General features: G+C 63.3%; 12 protein-coding genes. 4 read left to right on the plus strand and 8 right to left on the minus strand.

Annotation, left to right across the window (positions count from 1 at the left end; all coding sequences use genetic code 11):
- Positions 1-63 precede the first annotated feature (63 nt).
- On the minus strand, positions 64-510 hold the full coding sequence (locus tag AC4LFW_RS12315) for an HIT family protein (protein WP_491819338.1): 447 nt from the start codon (positions 508-510) through the stop codon (positions 64-66).
- Between the two features lie 245 nt (positions 511-755).
- Here AC4LFW_RS12315 and AC4LFW_RS12320 point away from each other — a divergent pair, with 245 nt between their 5' ends.
- Positions 756-1,460 (plus strand): glutathione S-transferase N-terminal domain-containing protein, encoded by a 705-nt coding sequence (locus AC4LFW_RS12320; RefSeq protein ID WP_491819340.1) that lies wholly within the window; start codon positions 756-758, stop codon positions 1,458-1,460.
- Between the two features lie 6 nt (positions 1,461-1,466).
- Here the strand turns inward: AC4LFW_RS12320 and AC4LFW_RS12325 are convergent, their stop codons facing one another.
- The 3 genes from AC4LFW_RS12325 to AC4LFW_RS12335 all read right to left on the minus strand — a co-directional run bounded on the left by AC4LFW_RS12325 (position 1,467) and on the right by AC4LFW_RS12335 (position 3,392).
- Positions 1,467-2,195, minus strand: coding sequence for an anti-sigma factor (locus AC4LFW_RS12325; RefSeq protein WP_491819341.1), 729 nt, complete (start codon positions 2,193-2,195; stop codon positions 1,467-1,469).
- Complete coding sequence (locus AC4LFW_RS12330) at positions 2,192-2,752, minus strand: sigma-70 family RNA polymerase sigma factor (protein ID WP_491819342.1); 561 nt, start codon at positions 2,750-2,752, stop codon at positions 2,192-2,194. Before AC4LFW_RS12330 ends, AC4LFW_RS12325 begins: the two co-directional genes overlap by 4 nt.
- 112 nt (positions 2,753-2,864) lie before the next feature.
- The gene (locus AC4LFW_RS12335; protein WP_491819344.1) at positions 2,865-3,392 is read right to left on the minus strand and encodes a DUF3455 domain-containing protein; all 528 of its coding nucleotides are present in this window, start codon (positions 3,390-3,392) and stop codon (positions 2,865-2,867) included.
- 470 nt (positions 3,393-3,862) lie between these two features.
- Between AC4LFW_RS12335 and AC4LFW_RS12340 the strand changes: the two genes are divergently transcribed.
- Complete coding sequence (locus AC4LFW_RS12340) at positions 3,863-4,288, plus strand: VOC family protein (protein WP_491819345.1); 426 nt, start codon at positions 3,863-3,865, stop codon at positions 4,286-4,288.
- A gap of 202 nt (positions 4,289-4,490) precedes the next feature.
- Here AC4LFW_RS12340 and AC4LFW_RS12345 read toward each other — a convergent pair whose 3' ends face one another.
- Both AC4LFW_RS12345 and AC4LFW_RS12350 read right to left on the minus strand, forming a co-directional pair.
- Complete coding sequence (locus tag AC4LFW_RS12345) at positions 4,491-5,234, minus strand: Mut7-C RNAse domain-containing protein (RefSeq protein ID WP_491819346.1); 744 nt, start codon at positions 5,232-5,234, stop codon at positions 4,491-4,493.
- Positions 5,235-5,303: 69 nt separating this feature from the next.
- Complete coding sequence (locus AC4LFW_RS12350; RefSeq protein ID WP_491820216.1) at positions 5,304-6,086, minus strand: sulfite exporter TauE/SafE family protein; 783 nt, start codon at positions 6,084-6,086, stop codon at positions 5,304-5,306.
- Positions 6,087-6,291: 205 nt separating this feature from the next.
- Here AC4LFW_RS12350 and AC4LFW_RS12355 point away from each other — a divergent pair, with 205 nt between their 5' ends.
- On the plus strand, positions 6,292-7,281 hold the full coding sequence (locus tag AC4LFW_RS12355) for a ribonuclease Z (RefSeq protein WP_491819347.1): 990 nt from the start codon (positions 6,292-6,294) through the stop codon (positions 7,279-7,281).
- A 162-nt stretch (positions 7,282-7,443) separates the two neighbouring features.
- Here AC4LFW_RS12355 and hrpA read toward each other — a convergent pair whose 3' ends face one another.
- Together hrpA and AC4LFW_RS12365 are read right to left on the minus strand one after the other, a co-directional pair.
- The gene (gene hrpA, locus AC4LFW_RS12360) at positions 7,444-11,529 is read right to left on the minus strand and encodes an ATP-dependent RNA helicase HrpA (protein WP_491819348.1); all 4,086 of its coding nucleotides are present in this window, start codon (positions 11,527-11,529) and stop codon (positions 7,444-7,446) included.
- Positions 11,530-11,645: 116 nt separating this feature from the next.
- Positions 11,646-13,262 (minus strand): M28 family metallopeptidase, encoded by a 1,617-nt coding sequence (locus AC4LFW_RS12365; protein ID WP_491819349.1) that lies wholly within the window; start codon positions 13,260-13,262, stop codon positions 11,646-11,648.
- 362 nt (positions 13,263-13,624) lie between these two features.
- Here AC4LFW_RS12365 and AC4LFW_RS12370 point away from each other — a divergent pair, with 362 nt between their 5' ends.
- The gene (locus AC4LFW_RS12370) at positions 13,625-15,580 is read left to right on the plus strand and encodes a methyl-accepting chemotaxis protein (protein ID WP_491819350.1); all 1,956 of its coding nucleotides are present in this window, start codon (positions 13,625-13,627) and stop codon (positions 15,578-15,580) included.
- The last annotated feature ends 66 nt before the right edge of the window (positions 15,581-15,646 follow it).

The raw sequence follows: 15,646 nt of genomic DNA on the forward strand, positions 1-15,646 counted from the left end.
TCTTCGCTGCTGCGATGGTCGCGGCTGTAACCATTGCGGCAGCGGTGTTGGCTCAAGCGTAGGTCAGCCCCGGCTCTCGGCAAGCCTGGCTACCAGCCGCGCCTGCAGCTTCTCCAGCTCTGCCGGATCGGCCTTGCCCGCAGCATGGATGCCGAGCCCCTCGCCCAAGTAGCGCGGCACGATATGCACATGGATATGAAACACCGTCTGCCCCGCCGGCGCCCCGTTGAACTGCGCGACCTGCACGCCGTCAGGCTGCAGCTCGTCGACGATCACCCGAGCGAGCTTCTGCGCCACCGCCATCACCTTGCACAGCGCATCGGTATCCACATCAAGGATGTTGCACGCCGCGGACCGCTTCGGAATCACCAGCGCGTGCCCATAGGACTGCGGAAAGAGGTCGAGAAAGGCGAGCACGTCATCATCCTCGTAGAGCTTGTAGCACGGCGCATCGCCGCGAATGATCTGGGCGAAGATGTTCTGTGGGTCGTAGGGGGTAGTCAGGGACACGTGCGGCGCTCCGTGGGGTATTGGATGTCCAACCATAGCCGGCACCAATGCCCGTGCAAAGCGTCGGACGCAGACAACGAGCGTCTGTCATCCCGCTAACCGGAACCCTGGGCAGGCCCGTCCAACCCGACGGTTACAACCAGGCAGCAACGAGCAGAGACTGCGAGTGTCCCAATGGGAACCGGCCAAGACGCCTGCTACTTACGGCGACCTACCTCATCTGCTACGTCACCAAGGAGGAACCGATGCACGACCTATCCACCTTCACCATCACCCAGAAATGGCCTGCCAGCTACCCTGATCGCCTGCAGCTGTATTCGCTGCCCACGCCCAACGGGGTGAAGGTGTCGATCATGCTCGAAGAGACCGGCCTGCCCTATGAAGCGCATCTGGTCAGCTTCGAGAGCGGTGACCAGCGCTCGGAAGAATTCCTTTCGCTGAACCCGAACAACAAGATTCCGGCGATCCTCGATCCCAACGGCCCGGACGGTGAGCCGCTGGCGTTGTTCGAGTCCGGTGCGATCCTGTTGTACCTGGCGGACAAGACCGGCCAGCTCATGCCGGAAGATGCCGCCGCCCGTTACGAGACGATCCAGTGGTTGATGTTCCAGATGGGTGGCGTCGGGCCGATGTTTGGCCAGCTGGGCTTCTTCCATAAGTTCGCCGGCAAGGACTACGAGGACAAGCGTCCACGCGATCGTTACGTCGCCGAAGCCCAGCGCCTGCTGGGCGTGCTGGACAAGCGCCTTGAAGGCCGCGAGTGGATCATGGGTGGGCGCTATAGCATCGCCGATATCGCCACCTTCCCGTGGGTCCGCGGCCTGGTTGAGTTCTACGAAGCGCGCGAACTGGTGGAGTTCGAACGCTTCGTCAACGTGCAGCGGGTGCTGGATGCCTTCATCGCGCGACCGGCTGTGGCCAAGGGCCTGAATATCCCGCCGCGCGGCTGAAAACCCTCAGATCACCTTGGCCGCGCGCCCGATGAACTGAATCGGACCGGTTGGCAGGCCGGTCGGCGAGCCGGTCGGCTGTTCCAGCGTCAATTCGAACAATTGGTTGGGCTGCAACGGCGGTAGATCGTCGAGGCGAATCCTTACCGGCTCGCCTGGCTTGACCAGACCGAGGGACACCGGTGCCTGCCAGCCCTCGGCCTTGGTCCAGAGCTGCAGGGCCTTGTCCGGTGGCAGTTCGCTAACGCCCAGCGGAATCAGCTCGATCTCCTGCGTTCGATTGCTGGCCTGCACGACCCAACCCGGTGAAAGGTCCTGTGGGGTGGCAAGCACAACGAGCCAAGTTGGCGAAGGTTCGGGTGAAAGACGCGTCAGCAACAAGGCGCCGAGCAACAGCGTGGCGGCCATGCCGGCTGCAGCAAAACCACGCCACAGCGACAGGCTCTCCCACCAGCTGTTCGGGCGGGCGGGTACAACCGGAGCGGCCTGGCGACCCGTCTCGTCCAGACTGCGCTCGATGCGGTTCCACAAGCGCGGCGAGGGCCTTTGCGGTTCGACCAGATCGGTCAGGTAGAGCAGCCGCGCTTCCCAGTAGTCGACTGCTGCTTGCAACTCAGGCTCCACGGCCAGGCGCTTTTCGACCGCTTCCCTGTCTTCGGCTGCAAGGGTTCCAAGCACGTATTCGCCGGCGAGTTCGTGCAGGGCCTCGTTCGGATCCTTGGGTTCGTTGTTCATCCGATGCACTCACGAAGGGCGGTCAGGCTGCGGCGGATCCAGGCTTTCACCGTGCCCAGTGGCGCACCCAGGCGCTGGGCGATTTCCTGGTGTGAATAGCCATCGACGTAGGCGTGAAGCACGCAATTGCGACGCACCGGTTCAAGTTGTTCGAGGCAGGCTTCGATCCTGCCGGGGCTCACCCGCCAATCAAAGGCGTCGGCCTGCTCCTGCCAGCCGTCGATGGCGGCGTGCGCCATGTCGCCCTCCTCGTCCGGCTCGATCTGGAGGTGGCGGGCATTGTTACGAACGGCATTGAGTGCAAGGTGTCGGGTCAGGCTGAAAATCCAGCCGCGGGCCGAGCCACGCGTCTGGTCGTAGGTCCCGGCCTTGTTCCAGATGCGGATGAAGGCGTCATGGACGATGTCTTCAGCCAGGGCCAGGTCGCGCACGATGCGCTGCACCACGCCGAGCAGGCGCGGACTCTCCTGCTCGTAAAGTTGCTGCAACGCTGAGCGATCGCCACGCGCGCAGGCGCGCAGGGCCGCTTCGTAATCGAACAAGGGGGGTTGCGACACTTGATCTGCCATTGGCTGGTTATCGACACCCCCGACGCATGCGTGCCGGGGAGTCAGAGCATAGGGGCGATCAGCGCTCATATCGAGCGGCATTTCACCCGCTGCGCGTTGCTCACTCGTTGGCCCAGAACAGGTAGTCGGCCTGGTAATCGATGATCTGGCGCTCGCCCTCGTTGGCCGCTGCGCATGTTTTGGCCGGTGCTGCGCCGCCTTTGGTCGCGACGCGCTGGATGTAAGCGACACCGGTCATTGCTCCCTCGCCTTCAGCTGGATTGGCCTTGACCAACTGATGAGGAATGTTGCCCTCACCAGCCGGGGCAATCGCGACTTGCGTTCCGGTCACCTTGGAGCCATCCATCGCTTCCCAGGTGGCCGGTGGGCCGTAGTATTTGCCGACCTGCTTGCCGCTGCGGTCGTTGAGCGCCGCTTTGGGGCCCATGAACACCCAGGCCATCTGGCCGGGCATGTCGGTCTTGGCTTGGCATTCATAGGTGATCTGGCCGACACCGACCGTTTGCATGGCGACCTTGTGGCCATCCGGTACGCGCACCGCTTCAGGTACGTCCATCTGGGCGAAACTGCTGGTTGAGCCAAGGGCAAGGGCCAGACCAGTCAGGCAGAGGATCTTGTTCGCGTCCATTTTTGTGTCTCCGGTTAGTGATCGGATGGGCGGCAACGATGCCGCTATCTGTACTACCCAGCAGAACGACGACTGGATGCAGCGAATCTGAAAAATAATCTGCGCTATTGTCGATTTCTCCATTCCCGAAACGACCATGGGTACGTCCAGCGAATCTGTTCTACCCGGACTAGGCTGTCATCCACACCAAGGGAGCCAGGAACGATGCGATTCAAGGCGATGACCCAGTCAACCGCCCAGACCGAGGCAGGTGATATGCCCAGTGGAAGCCCAGCAGCCATAGGCCACAACGCAGGAAGCGGTCAGCTGGATGCATCGCTGCCCCGCATCAGCACTAGGCGAGCCCGAGATCATGATCCGTCAGGTCTTCGAGGCCTAATACCTCGGGCAGAATCCACCCCGATCTGCGTCAGCAGTAATCACTGCTTTCACGCATAGATCTCCACGTAATCCAGCCAGGAACCCAGCAGATGAAAATTACCCCTTACCTGACCTTCGATGGACAGGCCCGCGATGCCTTCACCTTCTACCAGCAGATACTCGGCGGCGAGCTCGAGATGATGACCTTCGCCCAGGCACCCGAAGCCGAGCATTTTCCGGCCGAACACCTTGAGCGAATCATGCATGTCTGCCTGAACCTGGGCGAGTTCCGGCTGATGGCGTCCGACACCATGCCGGGAGACCCTGCCTGTGGTGGCGGAACGTACGAGGGCATCAAGGGCTGCTCCATCTCGCTGCATCCGGCGAGTGTCGCCGAGAGTGAGCGCCTTTTCGAAGGCTTGGCTGCAGGCGGACAGGTGGTGATGCCGCTTGAAAAGACCTTCTGGGCCGAGCGCTTCGGCATGCTCGTGGATCGTTTCGGGGTGTCCTGGATGGTCAACTGCGAGCACGCCTGAAGGCGCGCGACCGGCGCTACTGCTATGCGGCCAGAAGGCGGGCTGTTGTTCATCGCGGATTGATCGGCTGGAAACGTATTCCTTACCTAGCCGTCGCCGCGAAAAGCGCGTCGGTACTGCCTTGGTGAGAGGCCGAGGGCCCAGAGAGCCGTGCAGCACTGAACGAGCAGACAGGGCGCTGAAGCTCGTTAAGGCAGAGAGGCTAGTCCGCAAGCGTCAGGGAATCGAGCAAGGCACGCATGTCCTGCCAGTGCGTGCCCTCCCAGAAGATTCGGCCACAGTGATCGCAGCCGAGAAACCGCTCATGGCGCGCCTGCACCCGCGGCGGCACGCGATCGAGTATGGCCTCCTTATCCATCGGGTGCAGTGGCACGTTGCAGCTCAGACACAGACTGAAGGGACGGGCGTGAGCCGCCAGATCGAGACGCTGATAAAGCTCGCGCAACTGATCCTGGGGCTTGATCGCATGCACATAGCAGCCGTGGCTCACCACCCTGTGCATCAGCAGCGGCCGGTCACGCGTCAGTAATATCCTGCCCTCGCGGTTGGCCATTTCGGCCATGGCCGCATCTTCGTAACCGTTGTCGTAGAGCGTGTCGAAGCCGGCCATGCGCAGTAACCGCGCCAGACCACCGAGGTGCGCGTCGGCCACGAAGCGCGGGCGGCCGGGAGGCAACGGCCTGACATCGGTCAGCGTACTGATGTCCAGCTGTTCGAATCGGGGATAGACGGCAATGCGATCACCGTCCCTGATCTGCCAGTCAAGGCCAGCCGGCTGAGTATTGACCACCACCAGCGCCACCTCGGTATGCGGTACGCCAAGGGCTTCGATCATGTGCTTGGTAGTGGCGGACTCGGCGCAGGAACAGCGAAACGCCTGCCCGCGGCGGTGGACTGGGAGGAAGGCGTTCAACCTGGCGTAGAAGCGAAACGTCGCGTCTGTCATGCATGTCTGGCAACGGCGACACCTGTCCAGATGAACCAGCGTCGCGTCGCACTCCCAAGAGGCAGTAGGTCAGATCAGCTTATAACCGATCGTGGCCAGCATTACTGCCAGGCAAGGTCTTAGCACCGCATCAGGCACTCGACCGGACAGGTTGCTACCCAGATAGATGCCCGGCAACGAGCCTATCAGCAGGTAGGTCAGGATGGTCCAGTCCATGTTACCCATGCTGGCGTGGCCCAGACCCGCCACCAGGGTCAACGGCACGGCATGGGCAATCTCCGTCCCCACCAGGCGACGTGTCGCCAGCAGCGGATAGAGGAAAAACAGCGCCACCGTACCCAGCGCTCCCGCGCCAATCGAAGTGAGCGTGACCACCGCACCCAGCACCACGCCCACAATGACCGTCAGAGCATCCAGACCACCAGGCGACAGCCGCGGCGTCGGACCGGAAAGACGCGCAGCAAAAGCCAGCAGCTGCTTCTTGAACAACACCGCCAGCGCAGTGAGCACCAGCACGATCCCAAGGGACTGCTTGATGACGGCGTTGAGCGCATCCTGGTCGCTGTGCAGCCCTTTGAGTATCCAGAGCGTCAGCGCGGCCGCCGGCACACTGCCCAACGCCAGCCAGCCGGTAATACGCCAGTCGATGTTACGGTTTTTCTGATGAACCCAGACGCCACCTGCCTTGGTGATGGCTGCATAGAGCAGATCGGTGCCGACGGCCGCCGCCGGGCTGACGCCGAACCACAAGAGGATCGGCGTCATCAGCGAGCCGCCACCCACCCCCGTCATGCCGACGATAAAGCCGACCACCAGGCCGGCGACTACAAAGCCAAGAACGCCAATCTCCATCATTCGATCTCAAGGTGGGGCTTAGAGGGATGTCAATGGCGGGCAGCATAACGGGATGCGCTGTCTATTCTTAATATAAGTTTGTGCTTTCTTAGTATCCATATGGAATAAGCAAGCGATTGGCACGCCTCGATGCCGATGTAGGGGGCCATCTGCGACGCTGCAACCCGCCATACTGTCTTCAACCCGCAGCGCGAGCCCGCACATGGATCTGATCTTTCTCGGCACTTCATCCGGCACACCGACCAAAGCACGCAATGTCAGCGCTCTGGCCTTGCTTGAAAGCAGTGGCAAGGGCTGGTATCTGATCGACTGTGGCGAGGCGACCCAGCATCAGCTGTTGCGTACGCGGCTAACCCTGCATGGCTTGCGGATGATCCTCATCACCCATGTACATGGCGATCACTGCTACGGACTGCCGGGTCTGCTCGCCAGCGCCGGCATGGCTGGTCGTCAGGCGCCGCTGGATATCATCGCGCCCGCCGCCATCGAAGGCTGGGTGCACGCCACCCTTGCCATGAGCCAGAGCAGACTCCCATTCGAGCTGCGCTTTCACCCCAGCGAAACCCTGGATGGCTGGCGCACCCCGTATTTGCATATCGATGCAATCGCCCTTTCGCACCGGGTGCCATGCTGGGGCTACCGCTTTACCGAAGCGCGCCCGGATCCGCGCCTCGATATCGACAAACTGGACCGGGACGGCATCCCGCGCGGCCCGCTCTGGGGCCAACTGGCGCGAGGCTACGACGTTGAGCTGGATGGCCGCATGCTCCGCAGCGATCGCTATCTACTGGCGACCCGCCCGCCCCGCCGCATCGTCGTAGCAGGCGACAACGACCGCCCCGAGCTGCTGCGCGATGCGTGCCAGGGCGCCCACGTACTGGTCCACGAAGCCACCTACACCCAGCCAGTCGCCGATACAGGCAAAGCCGACTTCGGCCACAGCACAGCACGGCAGGTCGCTACCTTCGCCAGGGAAGCTGGCGTTCCGAACCTGGTGCTGACGCACTTCAGTGCGCGTTACCAGAACCTGCCTGGACGGGGACCTTCTATAGAAGAGGTCCGCGCCGAAGCTGCCGATTGCTATAACGGACGGCTCTTCCTGGCAGCAGATTTCATGCATCTGGCGCTTAGCAAAACGTTCGAGATCAAGCAGAACGGCGGCCTTGGCGGCCCATCGTCGTCGCCCGCGTAACGAAGACGTCTGGCTCGAAGGCAGGGCGCCAGCAAGATTGACTACAGTTGGCGGCGCGATCGACCGGATCGGACACCGGTCCCCTCTGCGCAGTCGCCGCGACCTGAACAAGCGTGACTGCGTGCCAGCAGGCCGAAACGGCACATCCAAGCGCAGGAGAAGTCAGGCCTCCACCTGACTCCACTGCTTGTTCAGTCGCTTGTCGGACACCGCCATCCTTGTCCCCAGCTGTTGCGCCCAGAGCGATACGCGATATTCCTCGAGCATCCAGCGGTACAGAGTCAGCTCGGGGTCGCGTTTGCCCTCCTGCTGATGCTTTTTCAACCGTGCCTGGTACTGCTCCCAGTAGCCGGCCAACTCGCCGGACCAGACACGGTCGCGCTGCAGCTGGGCGCCGATCTTGTCGAAGCGCTGTTCGACGGCCTTTAGATAGCGCGGATATTCCTTCAGCCACTCGGCCGGCGTTTCGCGAACGAAGCCGGGATAGACCAGATTGCCCAGCTGCGCCTTGATGTCGTTCAAGGCGACTGCCTGGGCCAGGTCGATCTTGCCCTTGAAGCGCTTCTGCAGGCCATGCCAGAGCTTGAGGATGTCCAGCGCCAGGCGGGCCAGACGCTCAGCATGGGACGCCCAGTCGCCACGCTTGCGCTCCGCCAACGACGCAAGCGCAGCACCATCGCGTGGCAGCTGGGCTTCGTCAGCCAGGATGCAGCTGTCAAGGCTGGCCAGGAGGATGTCTTCGACCAGCGCATCGATCTTGCCCATGTCGCGATACAACAGCGCCAGCTCGGTGAGGCCTGGCAGTTTGTTGCGCAGGTACTTCGCTGGCTCGGCCAGTTGTTGCAGCAACAATCGCTGCAGGGCACGGCGGTGCTGATAGTCGGCTTCGGCCTGGGTCGGGAAGCGGCCTTCCTTGACCACTCCGCCCTCCTCCACCAACGCCGGGTAGACGGTCATGGACAGGCCCGCCATCTTCGCCTGGGCCTTTTCCGCCACCTGGGCGAAGCCCTTGGCCTCCACCGGTTTCTGTTCGGCTTTTTGTTGTGGGGGCGCCAGCGCGGCCTGGCTGGCTTCATTGAAGCGCGCCGTCAGTTCGGCCAGATCACGGCCCTCACCGAGGAATTTCCCACGGGCGTCGACCACCTCGATGTTCATCTTCAGGTGGCTTTCCAGCCCCACGGCCGCCTCCGCCCAGGCCTCATCCGAGACGCGGGCACCGGTCATGCGCAGCAGTTCGCGGCCCAGCGCATCCGGCAGCGCACCCTCGGCGAACGTGATTTTCGAGAGCGCGGCCTTGACGAAGTCTGGAACCGGGACGAAGTTCTTGCGGATCGCCTTTGGCAGGTTGCGCACCAGCGCCACTGCCTTGGCCTCGATCAGCCCCGGCACCAGCCAGTCGAGCCGCTCGGCCCGCAGTTGCGGAAGTAGCGGCGCGGGGACGCGCAGGGTCACGCCGTCGCGCGGGTGATTAGGTTCGAAGTGGTACTCCAGCGGCAGCTGCAACTCGCCAATGCGCAGATGGTCCGGGTACTGGGCTGCGGTGACTTCACTGGCGTCGCGCGCCAGGACATCCTCGTCACGCATGACCAGCAGTTGCGGGTTCTTCTGGCTTTCGCGCTTGTACCAGTTCTCGAAGCTGGCGGTCTGGTAAATGTCCTGGGGGACACGTGCGTCGTAATAAGCGAACAGCGTGTCCTCGTCAGCAATGATGTCGCGTCGCCGGGCCTTGGCTTCCAGCTCGTCGAACAGCTCCAGCAACTCGCGATTCGCGGTGAGGGCCTTGGCGCGACTGTGCATCTCGCCACGCACCAATCCCTCACGGATGAACAGTTCACGCGCGGCAGGCGGGTCGATGGGGCCGAAATGCACCGGGCGCCGCGCCACCACGATCATGCCGTACAGCGTGACCTGCTCGAACGCCACCACCTGCCCACGCTTCTTCTCCCAGTGCGGCTCGAAGTGGTTGGTCTTGATCAGGTGCCTGGCCAGCGGCTCGATCCAGTCCGGCTCGATCTTCGCCACCATGCGGGCGAACAGCTTGGTGGTCTCGACCAGCTCCGCCGCCATGACCCAATTGGGCTTCTTGCGCCCGATGACGCTGGATGGGTGCACCCAAAAACGCCGCTGCCGCGCACCGAGAAAATCGCCCTCTTCGGTTTTGTGCCCGACCTGACTGAGCAGACCGGAGAGGATCGCCTTGTGCACGGCCGCATAACTCTTGGCCTTCTGCGCCGCCTCGGTGGCTTCGGCCTGCTGGGCCAGCTTGACGTTGACCTTTTTATCCTTGGTCAGAGCGGGCCTTTCGGTGGAAGAGGCTTCGCCGTCTGCCACCCTGCGTGGGGTTGCATTCGCATGCTCGGCAGCAGGCTGGCCGCCACGGTTCCGCGCGTTATCGTTGAGCTTCAGCTCACGCACGATCAGGGTCAGCTGGCGATGCGCATCCCGCCACTCGCGAAGGCGCAGGTAGTTGAGGAAGTTCTTCCGACACCAGGTTCGCAGCGGGTTGGAACCGAGCGCCTGGCGCTGTTCCTCGAAACCGCGCCAGATATTGATCAGCGCGGCGAAGTCCGAATCCGGATCCTTCCACTGAGCATGGGCCTGGTCGGCCTGCTGCTGGCGGTCGGTCGGTCTCTCGCGCACGTCCTGTACCGACAGCGCGCTGGCGACGATCAGCACCTCGGCCAAGCTGCCCAACTGCGCTGCTTCAAGCAGCATGCGGCCGAGGCGCGGGTCGATGGGCAAGCGCGCCAGCTGGCGGCCTAAGGGGGTCAGCTGGTTCTCGCGGTTGACCGCCGAAAGCTCCTGCAACAGGTTGAAGCCGTCGCTGATGGCCTTGCCATCTGGCGGCTCGATGAACGGGAAATCCTCGATCTGGCCAAGACGCAGATGCAGCATCTGCAGAATGACAGCGGCGAGATTGGTGCGCAGGATCTCCGGATCGGTGAATTCCGGCCGACCGAGGAAATCCTCCTCGCTGTACAGCCGGATGCAGATGCCCGGCTCGACCCGCCCGCAACGGCCCTTGCGCTGATTGGCGCTGGCCTGGGACACCGCCTCGATCGGCAGCCGTTGCACCTTGGCGCGGTAACTGTAGCGACTGATGCGCGCGGTGCCCGAATCGATCACGTAGCGGATGCCGGGAACGGTCAGCGAGGTCTCGGCCACGTTGGTAGCGAGCACTATCTTGCGGCCCGGTCGTGGCTGGAAGATCTTCTGCTGCTCGGCGGGTGTCAGTCGTGCATACAGCGGCAGCACTTCGGTGAATTTCAGGTTGGCCTTGCGCAACACCTCGGCGGCGTCACGGATCTCCCGCTCACCGGGCAGAAACACCAGCACATCGCCCGGACGCTTGCCGACGCTCTTTTCATGTGCCTCGATTTCCTCCAGCGACGCCAGAATGCCCTGGTCGACAGTGAGGTCATCCTCGACCCGGTTGCCGTCCTCGTCGGTTTCCGCCGCCAGTGGGCGATACCAGGTTTCGACTGGAAAGGTGCGCCCCGAGACTTCAACGATCGGCGCGCCGTTGAAATGTTCGGAAAATCGCTCCAGATCGATAGTCGCCGAGGTGATGATGACTTTCAGGTCCGGCCGCCGTGGCAGCAAGGTCTTGAGGTAGCCGAGCAGGAAATCGATGTTGAGGCTGCGTTCGTGCGCCTCGTCGACAATGATGGTGTCGTAGCGCTCAAGGAAGCGGTCGTGCTGGGTTTCGGCCAGCAGGATGCCGTCGGTCATCAGCTTGATCAGCGAGCTGTCCTTGCTCTGGTCCTCGAAGCGGACCTGATAACCCACCAGCTCACCCAGTGGCGTGCCGATTTCTTCGGCCACTCGCGTGGCAACGCTGCGTGCAGCGAGCCGGCGTGGCTGGGTGTGGCCGATCAGCCCGTGTACGCCTCGGCCGATTTCCAGGCAGATCTTCGGCAACTGGGTGGTCTTGCCCGAGCCGGTTTCACCTGCGATCACCAGCACCTGATGCTTTTCCAGCGCAGCCTTGATCTCGTCGCGCTTGGCGGCAATCGGCAGGCTGTCGTCGTAGCGCAGGGCCGGCACACTCTGGCGCCGCGCCTCGACCTTCGCCACCGAGGCCTGGAAGCGCTCAAGCCATTGGGCGAGGCGTTCTTCATCAATTGGGGCGGCGCCGGCCTTTTTGCGCATGTCGTGCAGCTGACGACGCAAGCGATGGCGGTCGGCGAACATGGCCTGATCGAGGTTTTTCAGCAGTTGTTCTGAAGCGGGCGTTGCGTCGGTCATGGACAGCCGTAAGCGATTTCGTGAGGGGCGCGATTGTCGCAGATTTGGCCGGCTGGCCGTAGGGAAAGGGACTGATGGAAAAGACCGCGCCGGCTGCCCGGCGCGGATTCAGGTAGTTAACGGATCCAGTGACCCCAACGCGACTTCTCCTGCACCTGCTGGATGCGCATGGTACCGATGCTCTGCTCGGCCGCCGCAGCTATCTCATCGTCGATCATCTTGGTCGACAGGGACAGCCAGCTGGTGGCGAAGGCCAATGCATCGCCGTGCAATTCCAACGCTTCGGTCGAGATGTTGCTGAGGTCGTCGCATTCGGAGTGGTAGCACGGATCGTATGCCAGCCCGGCGCTACCGCCATAGCGCTGGGCCTGCTCTTGGGTCTTGATGTCTTCAGCACCGGTGAACAGCCCACCGAACGCAATGCCGTCATCGAAGAACTGGGCATAGTCGGAGCGGAAGTCGATCTCGGTGCCTTCGGACGGCGCGTTGCGCAGCTGGAAGTAGGAGCGGAACAGGCGCTCGATGGCACCGGAGCCGGGCGGGCCCTGCAGACCGAAATCAGAGCCGTCGCCGTCATAGATGAAGTTCGCGTAATTCGGCGAGCCGATCATGTCGACGTTCAGGTAGGCCTTGATCTGCTGCTTTTCCTCCTCCGGCAGTTGGTTGACGTAGTAGGTCGAGCCGACCAGCCCCGATTCCTCAGCCCCCCACCAGGCGAAGCGCACCTTGTTCAGCGGGTAAGCTCGGCTCATCAGTGTCGCCATCTCCAGCAACGCGGCGCTGCCGGAACCGTTGTCATTGATGCCGGGCCCTTCGAATACCGAGTCCAGATGCGCACCGACCATGACCACGTTGCCAGGATCGCCGCGACGGGTTTCGGCCAGTACGTTGTAGGTTTCAGTCCGCTCGCGCACCACGTCGACGTTCATGCTCAGCTGCAGACCCTCGGTCCCAGCCCAGGTCACGCCGTTGTCATAGGTGGAGAACAGCACCGGGATGCCACCCTCGTAATCCTCGCCCAAGGTGGCGACCAGCAGGCCTTTGCGGTCCTCGGTATCGCCCTGGTTGAAGATGATCACGCCCGAAGCGCCGGCAGCGGCCGCGTTGGTCGCCTTCTGGCCGAACGCGCAGTCGCCGCGCTGCATCAGGGCAATGGCGCCGGCAGGAAAACCGGCAAAATCTTCCGGCTCACACCCGCTGGTGGAGGTGTTGCCCAGACCGAGCGCAAGGTCGACCGGAACGACCGGAGCGGTCACGGTCCCGGGATCGGTCTGATCGGCGTAGGTGAAGTCCTCTTCCCAGGTGTACTGCGTAGCCTGAGGCGCTACCGCAGCGAGTGAACCAGGCCCCTCAGGGTAGAACGCGAGGAAGGGGAAGGTTTGCACCCTCACCCGGTAGCCGGCGCGTTCAAGCGTGGTTCGCACGTAATCGACCGACGCCTGATAACCAGGCTGACCGGACGCGCGATTGCCATTGTTCAGGGAGGCGATGTCCTGCAGGTTCTGCAGGTGCGTCATGATGTTGCTGGCCTGCATACAGCGAGGCAGCCCGAGCGGCGTGCCGACCAGCAGTGGAGTTCGACAGACCCGTGAGTCGGGCTTGCCGGGACTCCAGTAATCATCGAACGAGGGGATTTCCGCAGTGGGTGCAGCCAAGGCTGCGGTGGAAGCCAGTAAAGCGAAAGAAGCAACTACCCGACGTGCATTGTTTTTTCTTGTGCATGGGTAACTCATCCTTGCAACGAGATTGATGGGCAGGCCGCAAAATGGCATGCGCCATCGTCCCCCTACGGCATCAAGTGGACGCGGCCATAAGCGGGTAGACCGGCCCGCCTGCTTGGCGGTTCGCGCCTGGCCGATGGTCGTGCTTGCCATTGGTCCGGTCGGGTTTTGCAGCGAAACGACAGCTAAGACAGCCAACTGCAGGCAACCATGGCTATACGGGCTCGCCGGTACCCTACAGCGACGCTCGTCGGCTACGTTCAAGGCAGCTTCCGTCACGCCGATACCTGCGCTACCCCCTTGCTGTTTTGCCTGCCGCAATCGTCCTCACCATAAAAACCGGCGCGATCCCCGTCCCGCCTAGGAGTAAGTCAATGTTCGGAACCCGTTCCGGTATCGCCGGCCAGTTGGGCTTGGCGCTTTCCGGCGTTCTGGCGGTGGTCATCGCCGGGAGTAGCCTGTTCGCCCTGCGATCGCTCGGCCAGTCCACCGAACTCGCCCACCGCCAGCATCTGGCCAGCGAGGCGCAGCTACTCGCTGGTCAGCTGGCCAGCTTCCACCAAACCCTGCGTACCACCACCCAACGCATGGCCACGCTGTTCGAACGCCGCTTCGAGTCGGGCCTGACGGTGGGCCCGGCGGTCGACGGAACGGCAGCCTCGCTCTACCTGAACGGCGAGCGCCTGAACGACGATTTCGCGTTGGTCGATGAATTCACCAAGCTGACCGGCGGCGCGGCGACGGTTTTCGTGCGCACCGGCGACGACTTCCTGCGCATCACCACCTCGGTCAGAAAGGAAGACGGCTCGCGGGCCATCGGCACACTGCTCGACCGCAAGCACCCCGGCTATGCCCCGCTTCTCAACGCCCAGCCGTACGTTGGCCGCGCGACGCTATTCGGGCGTCAGTACATGAACCAGTACACCCCGGTCCGCGACAGCAGCGGTCAGGTGATCGCGGTGCTCTATGTCGGCTTCGACTACACCCAGGAGCAGCAGGATCAGTTCCAGACGCTCTCTCAGTTCCGCATCGGCGAGGGCGGCTCGCTGGCTGTGCGTGACGACGCCACCGGCTGGCTGGTGAAGCCCGCCGGTGCCAGCACCCTGGATGAGTTGGATGCCGGAATCGCCAAGGCCGAGCCAAACCAGCCGCTGACCTGGAGCGACGGCAACGAGCAGTTCGTCAGCCTTACCGCACCGGTCGAGAAGGAAACCCTGCACGTGGCGGCCACCCTGCCGCAGGACGAAATCGACGCCTTGATCTGGCGCGTCGGGACTCAACTGGCGCTGGGTAGCCTGCTCGCGCTGTTGCTGGCAGTCGCTGCGACCATCGTCCTGCTGCGTCATCGCCTGCGTCCGCTCGGACGCCTGGTGGAACAGGCCCGTGCCTTCGGCGAGGGCAACCTCAAGGTGCGTGTCCCCGTCGTGCGCCAGGACGAGATCGGCGCGCTCACGGCAACCTTCAACCAGATGGCCGAATCGTTGTCCGGTACGGTCGCCAAGGTGCGCACCTCGTCCACCGACGTTACCCAGCGCGCCGATCAGCTCAACAAGCTGGCCACGGGCACCGAGCAGCGCTCGGCCGAACAGGCTACCCAGCTCGATTCCATGGTCAGCGCGGTCCAGCAGTTCAGCGCCACGGCAAGTGAAATCGCCAGCGGCATGCACCGCACCGAACAGCTGACCGTCGAGAACGTCAGCCTCACCCGCGAAGGCGCCGAGTCGATGCGCGCGGCCGCGCGCGCGCTGGAGCAGATCGCCCGTTCGCTGTCGTCCACCGGCGAGGTCATCAACGGGCTTGGTGAGCGCTCGCAGCAGATCGGCGGCATCGTCGGCGTGATCAGCGGCATCGCCGAGCAGACCAACCTCCTGGCCCTCAACGCGGCCATTGAAGCGGCTCGCGCCGGAGAACAGGGTCGTGGCTTCGCCGTGGTAGCCGATGAGGTCCGCAGCCTGGCGGCTCGCACCAGTCAGGCCACGCGGGAGATTACCGAAGTGATCCAGTCGGTCCAGGATGAAACCAACCGGGCGATGACCTCCATCGATGAGGGCAACCGTTTGATGGAGCAAGGGCTGGCACTCAACGGCAAGGTCGCCGCGACCCTCGATGACATCCAGACGCACACCGCGCAGACGCTCGATCAGTTCGCCGATATCGCCCGCGCGACCAGCGAGCAGAGTGCCACCGCCGCGGTGCTCAGCCAGGACCTTCATACCGTTGCGCAGGACAACCAGTCCCGACGCAAGGCCGGCGCCGAACTGGCCAATACCGCCCATCAGCTGAAGCGCCTGGCTGACTCGCTGGACCATGAGGTCAACCGCTTCAGCTAGTCACCGCGGCGGGCGCCTGGCCAGGCTCGCCATGCCTCCCTGCCCGGTTCGGTGCCGCAGCGGCCG

Source organism: Stutzerimonas sp. C6.4V (assembly GCF_058536345.1).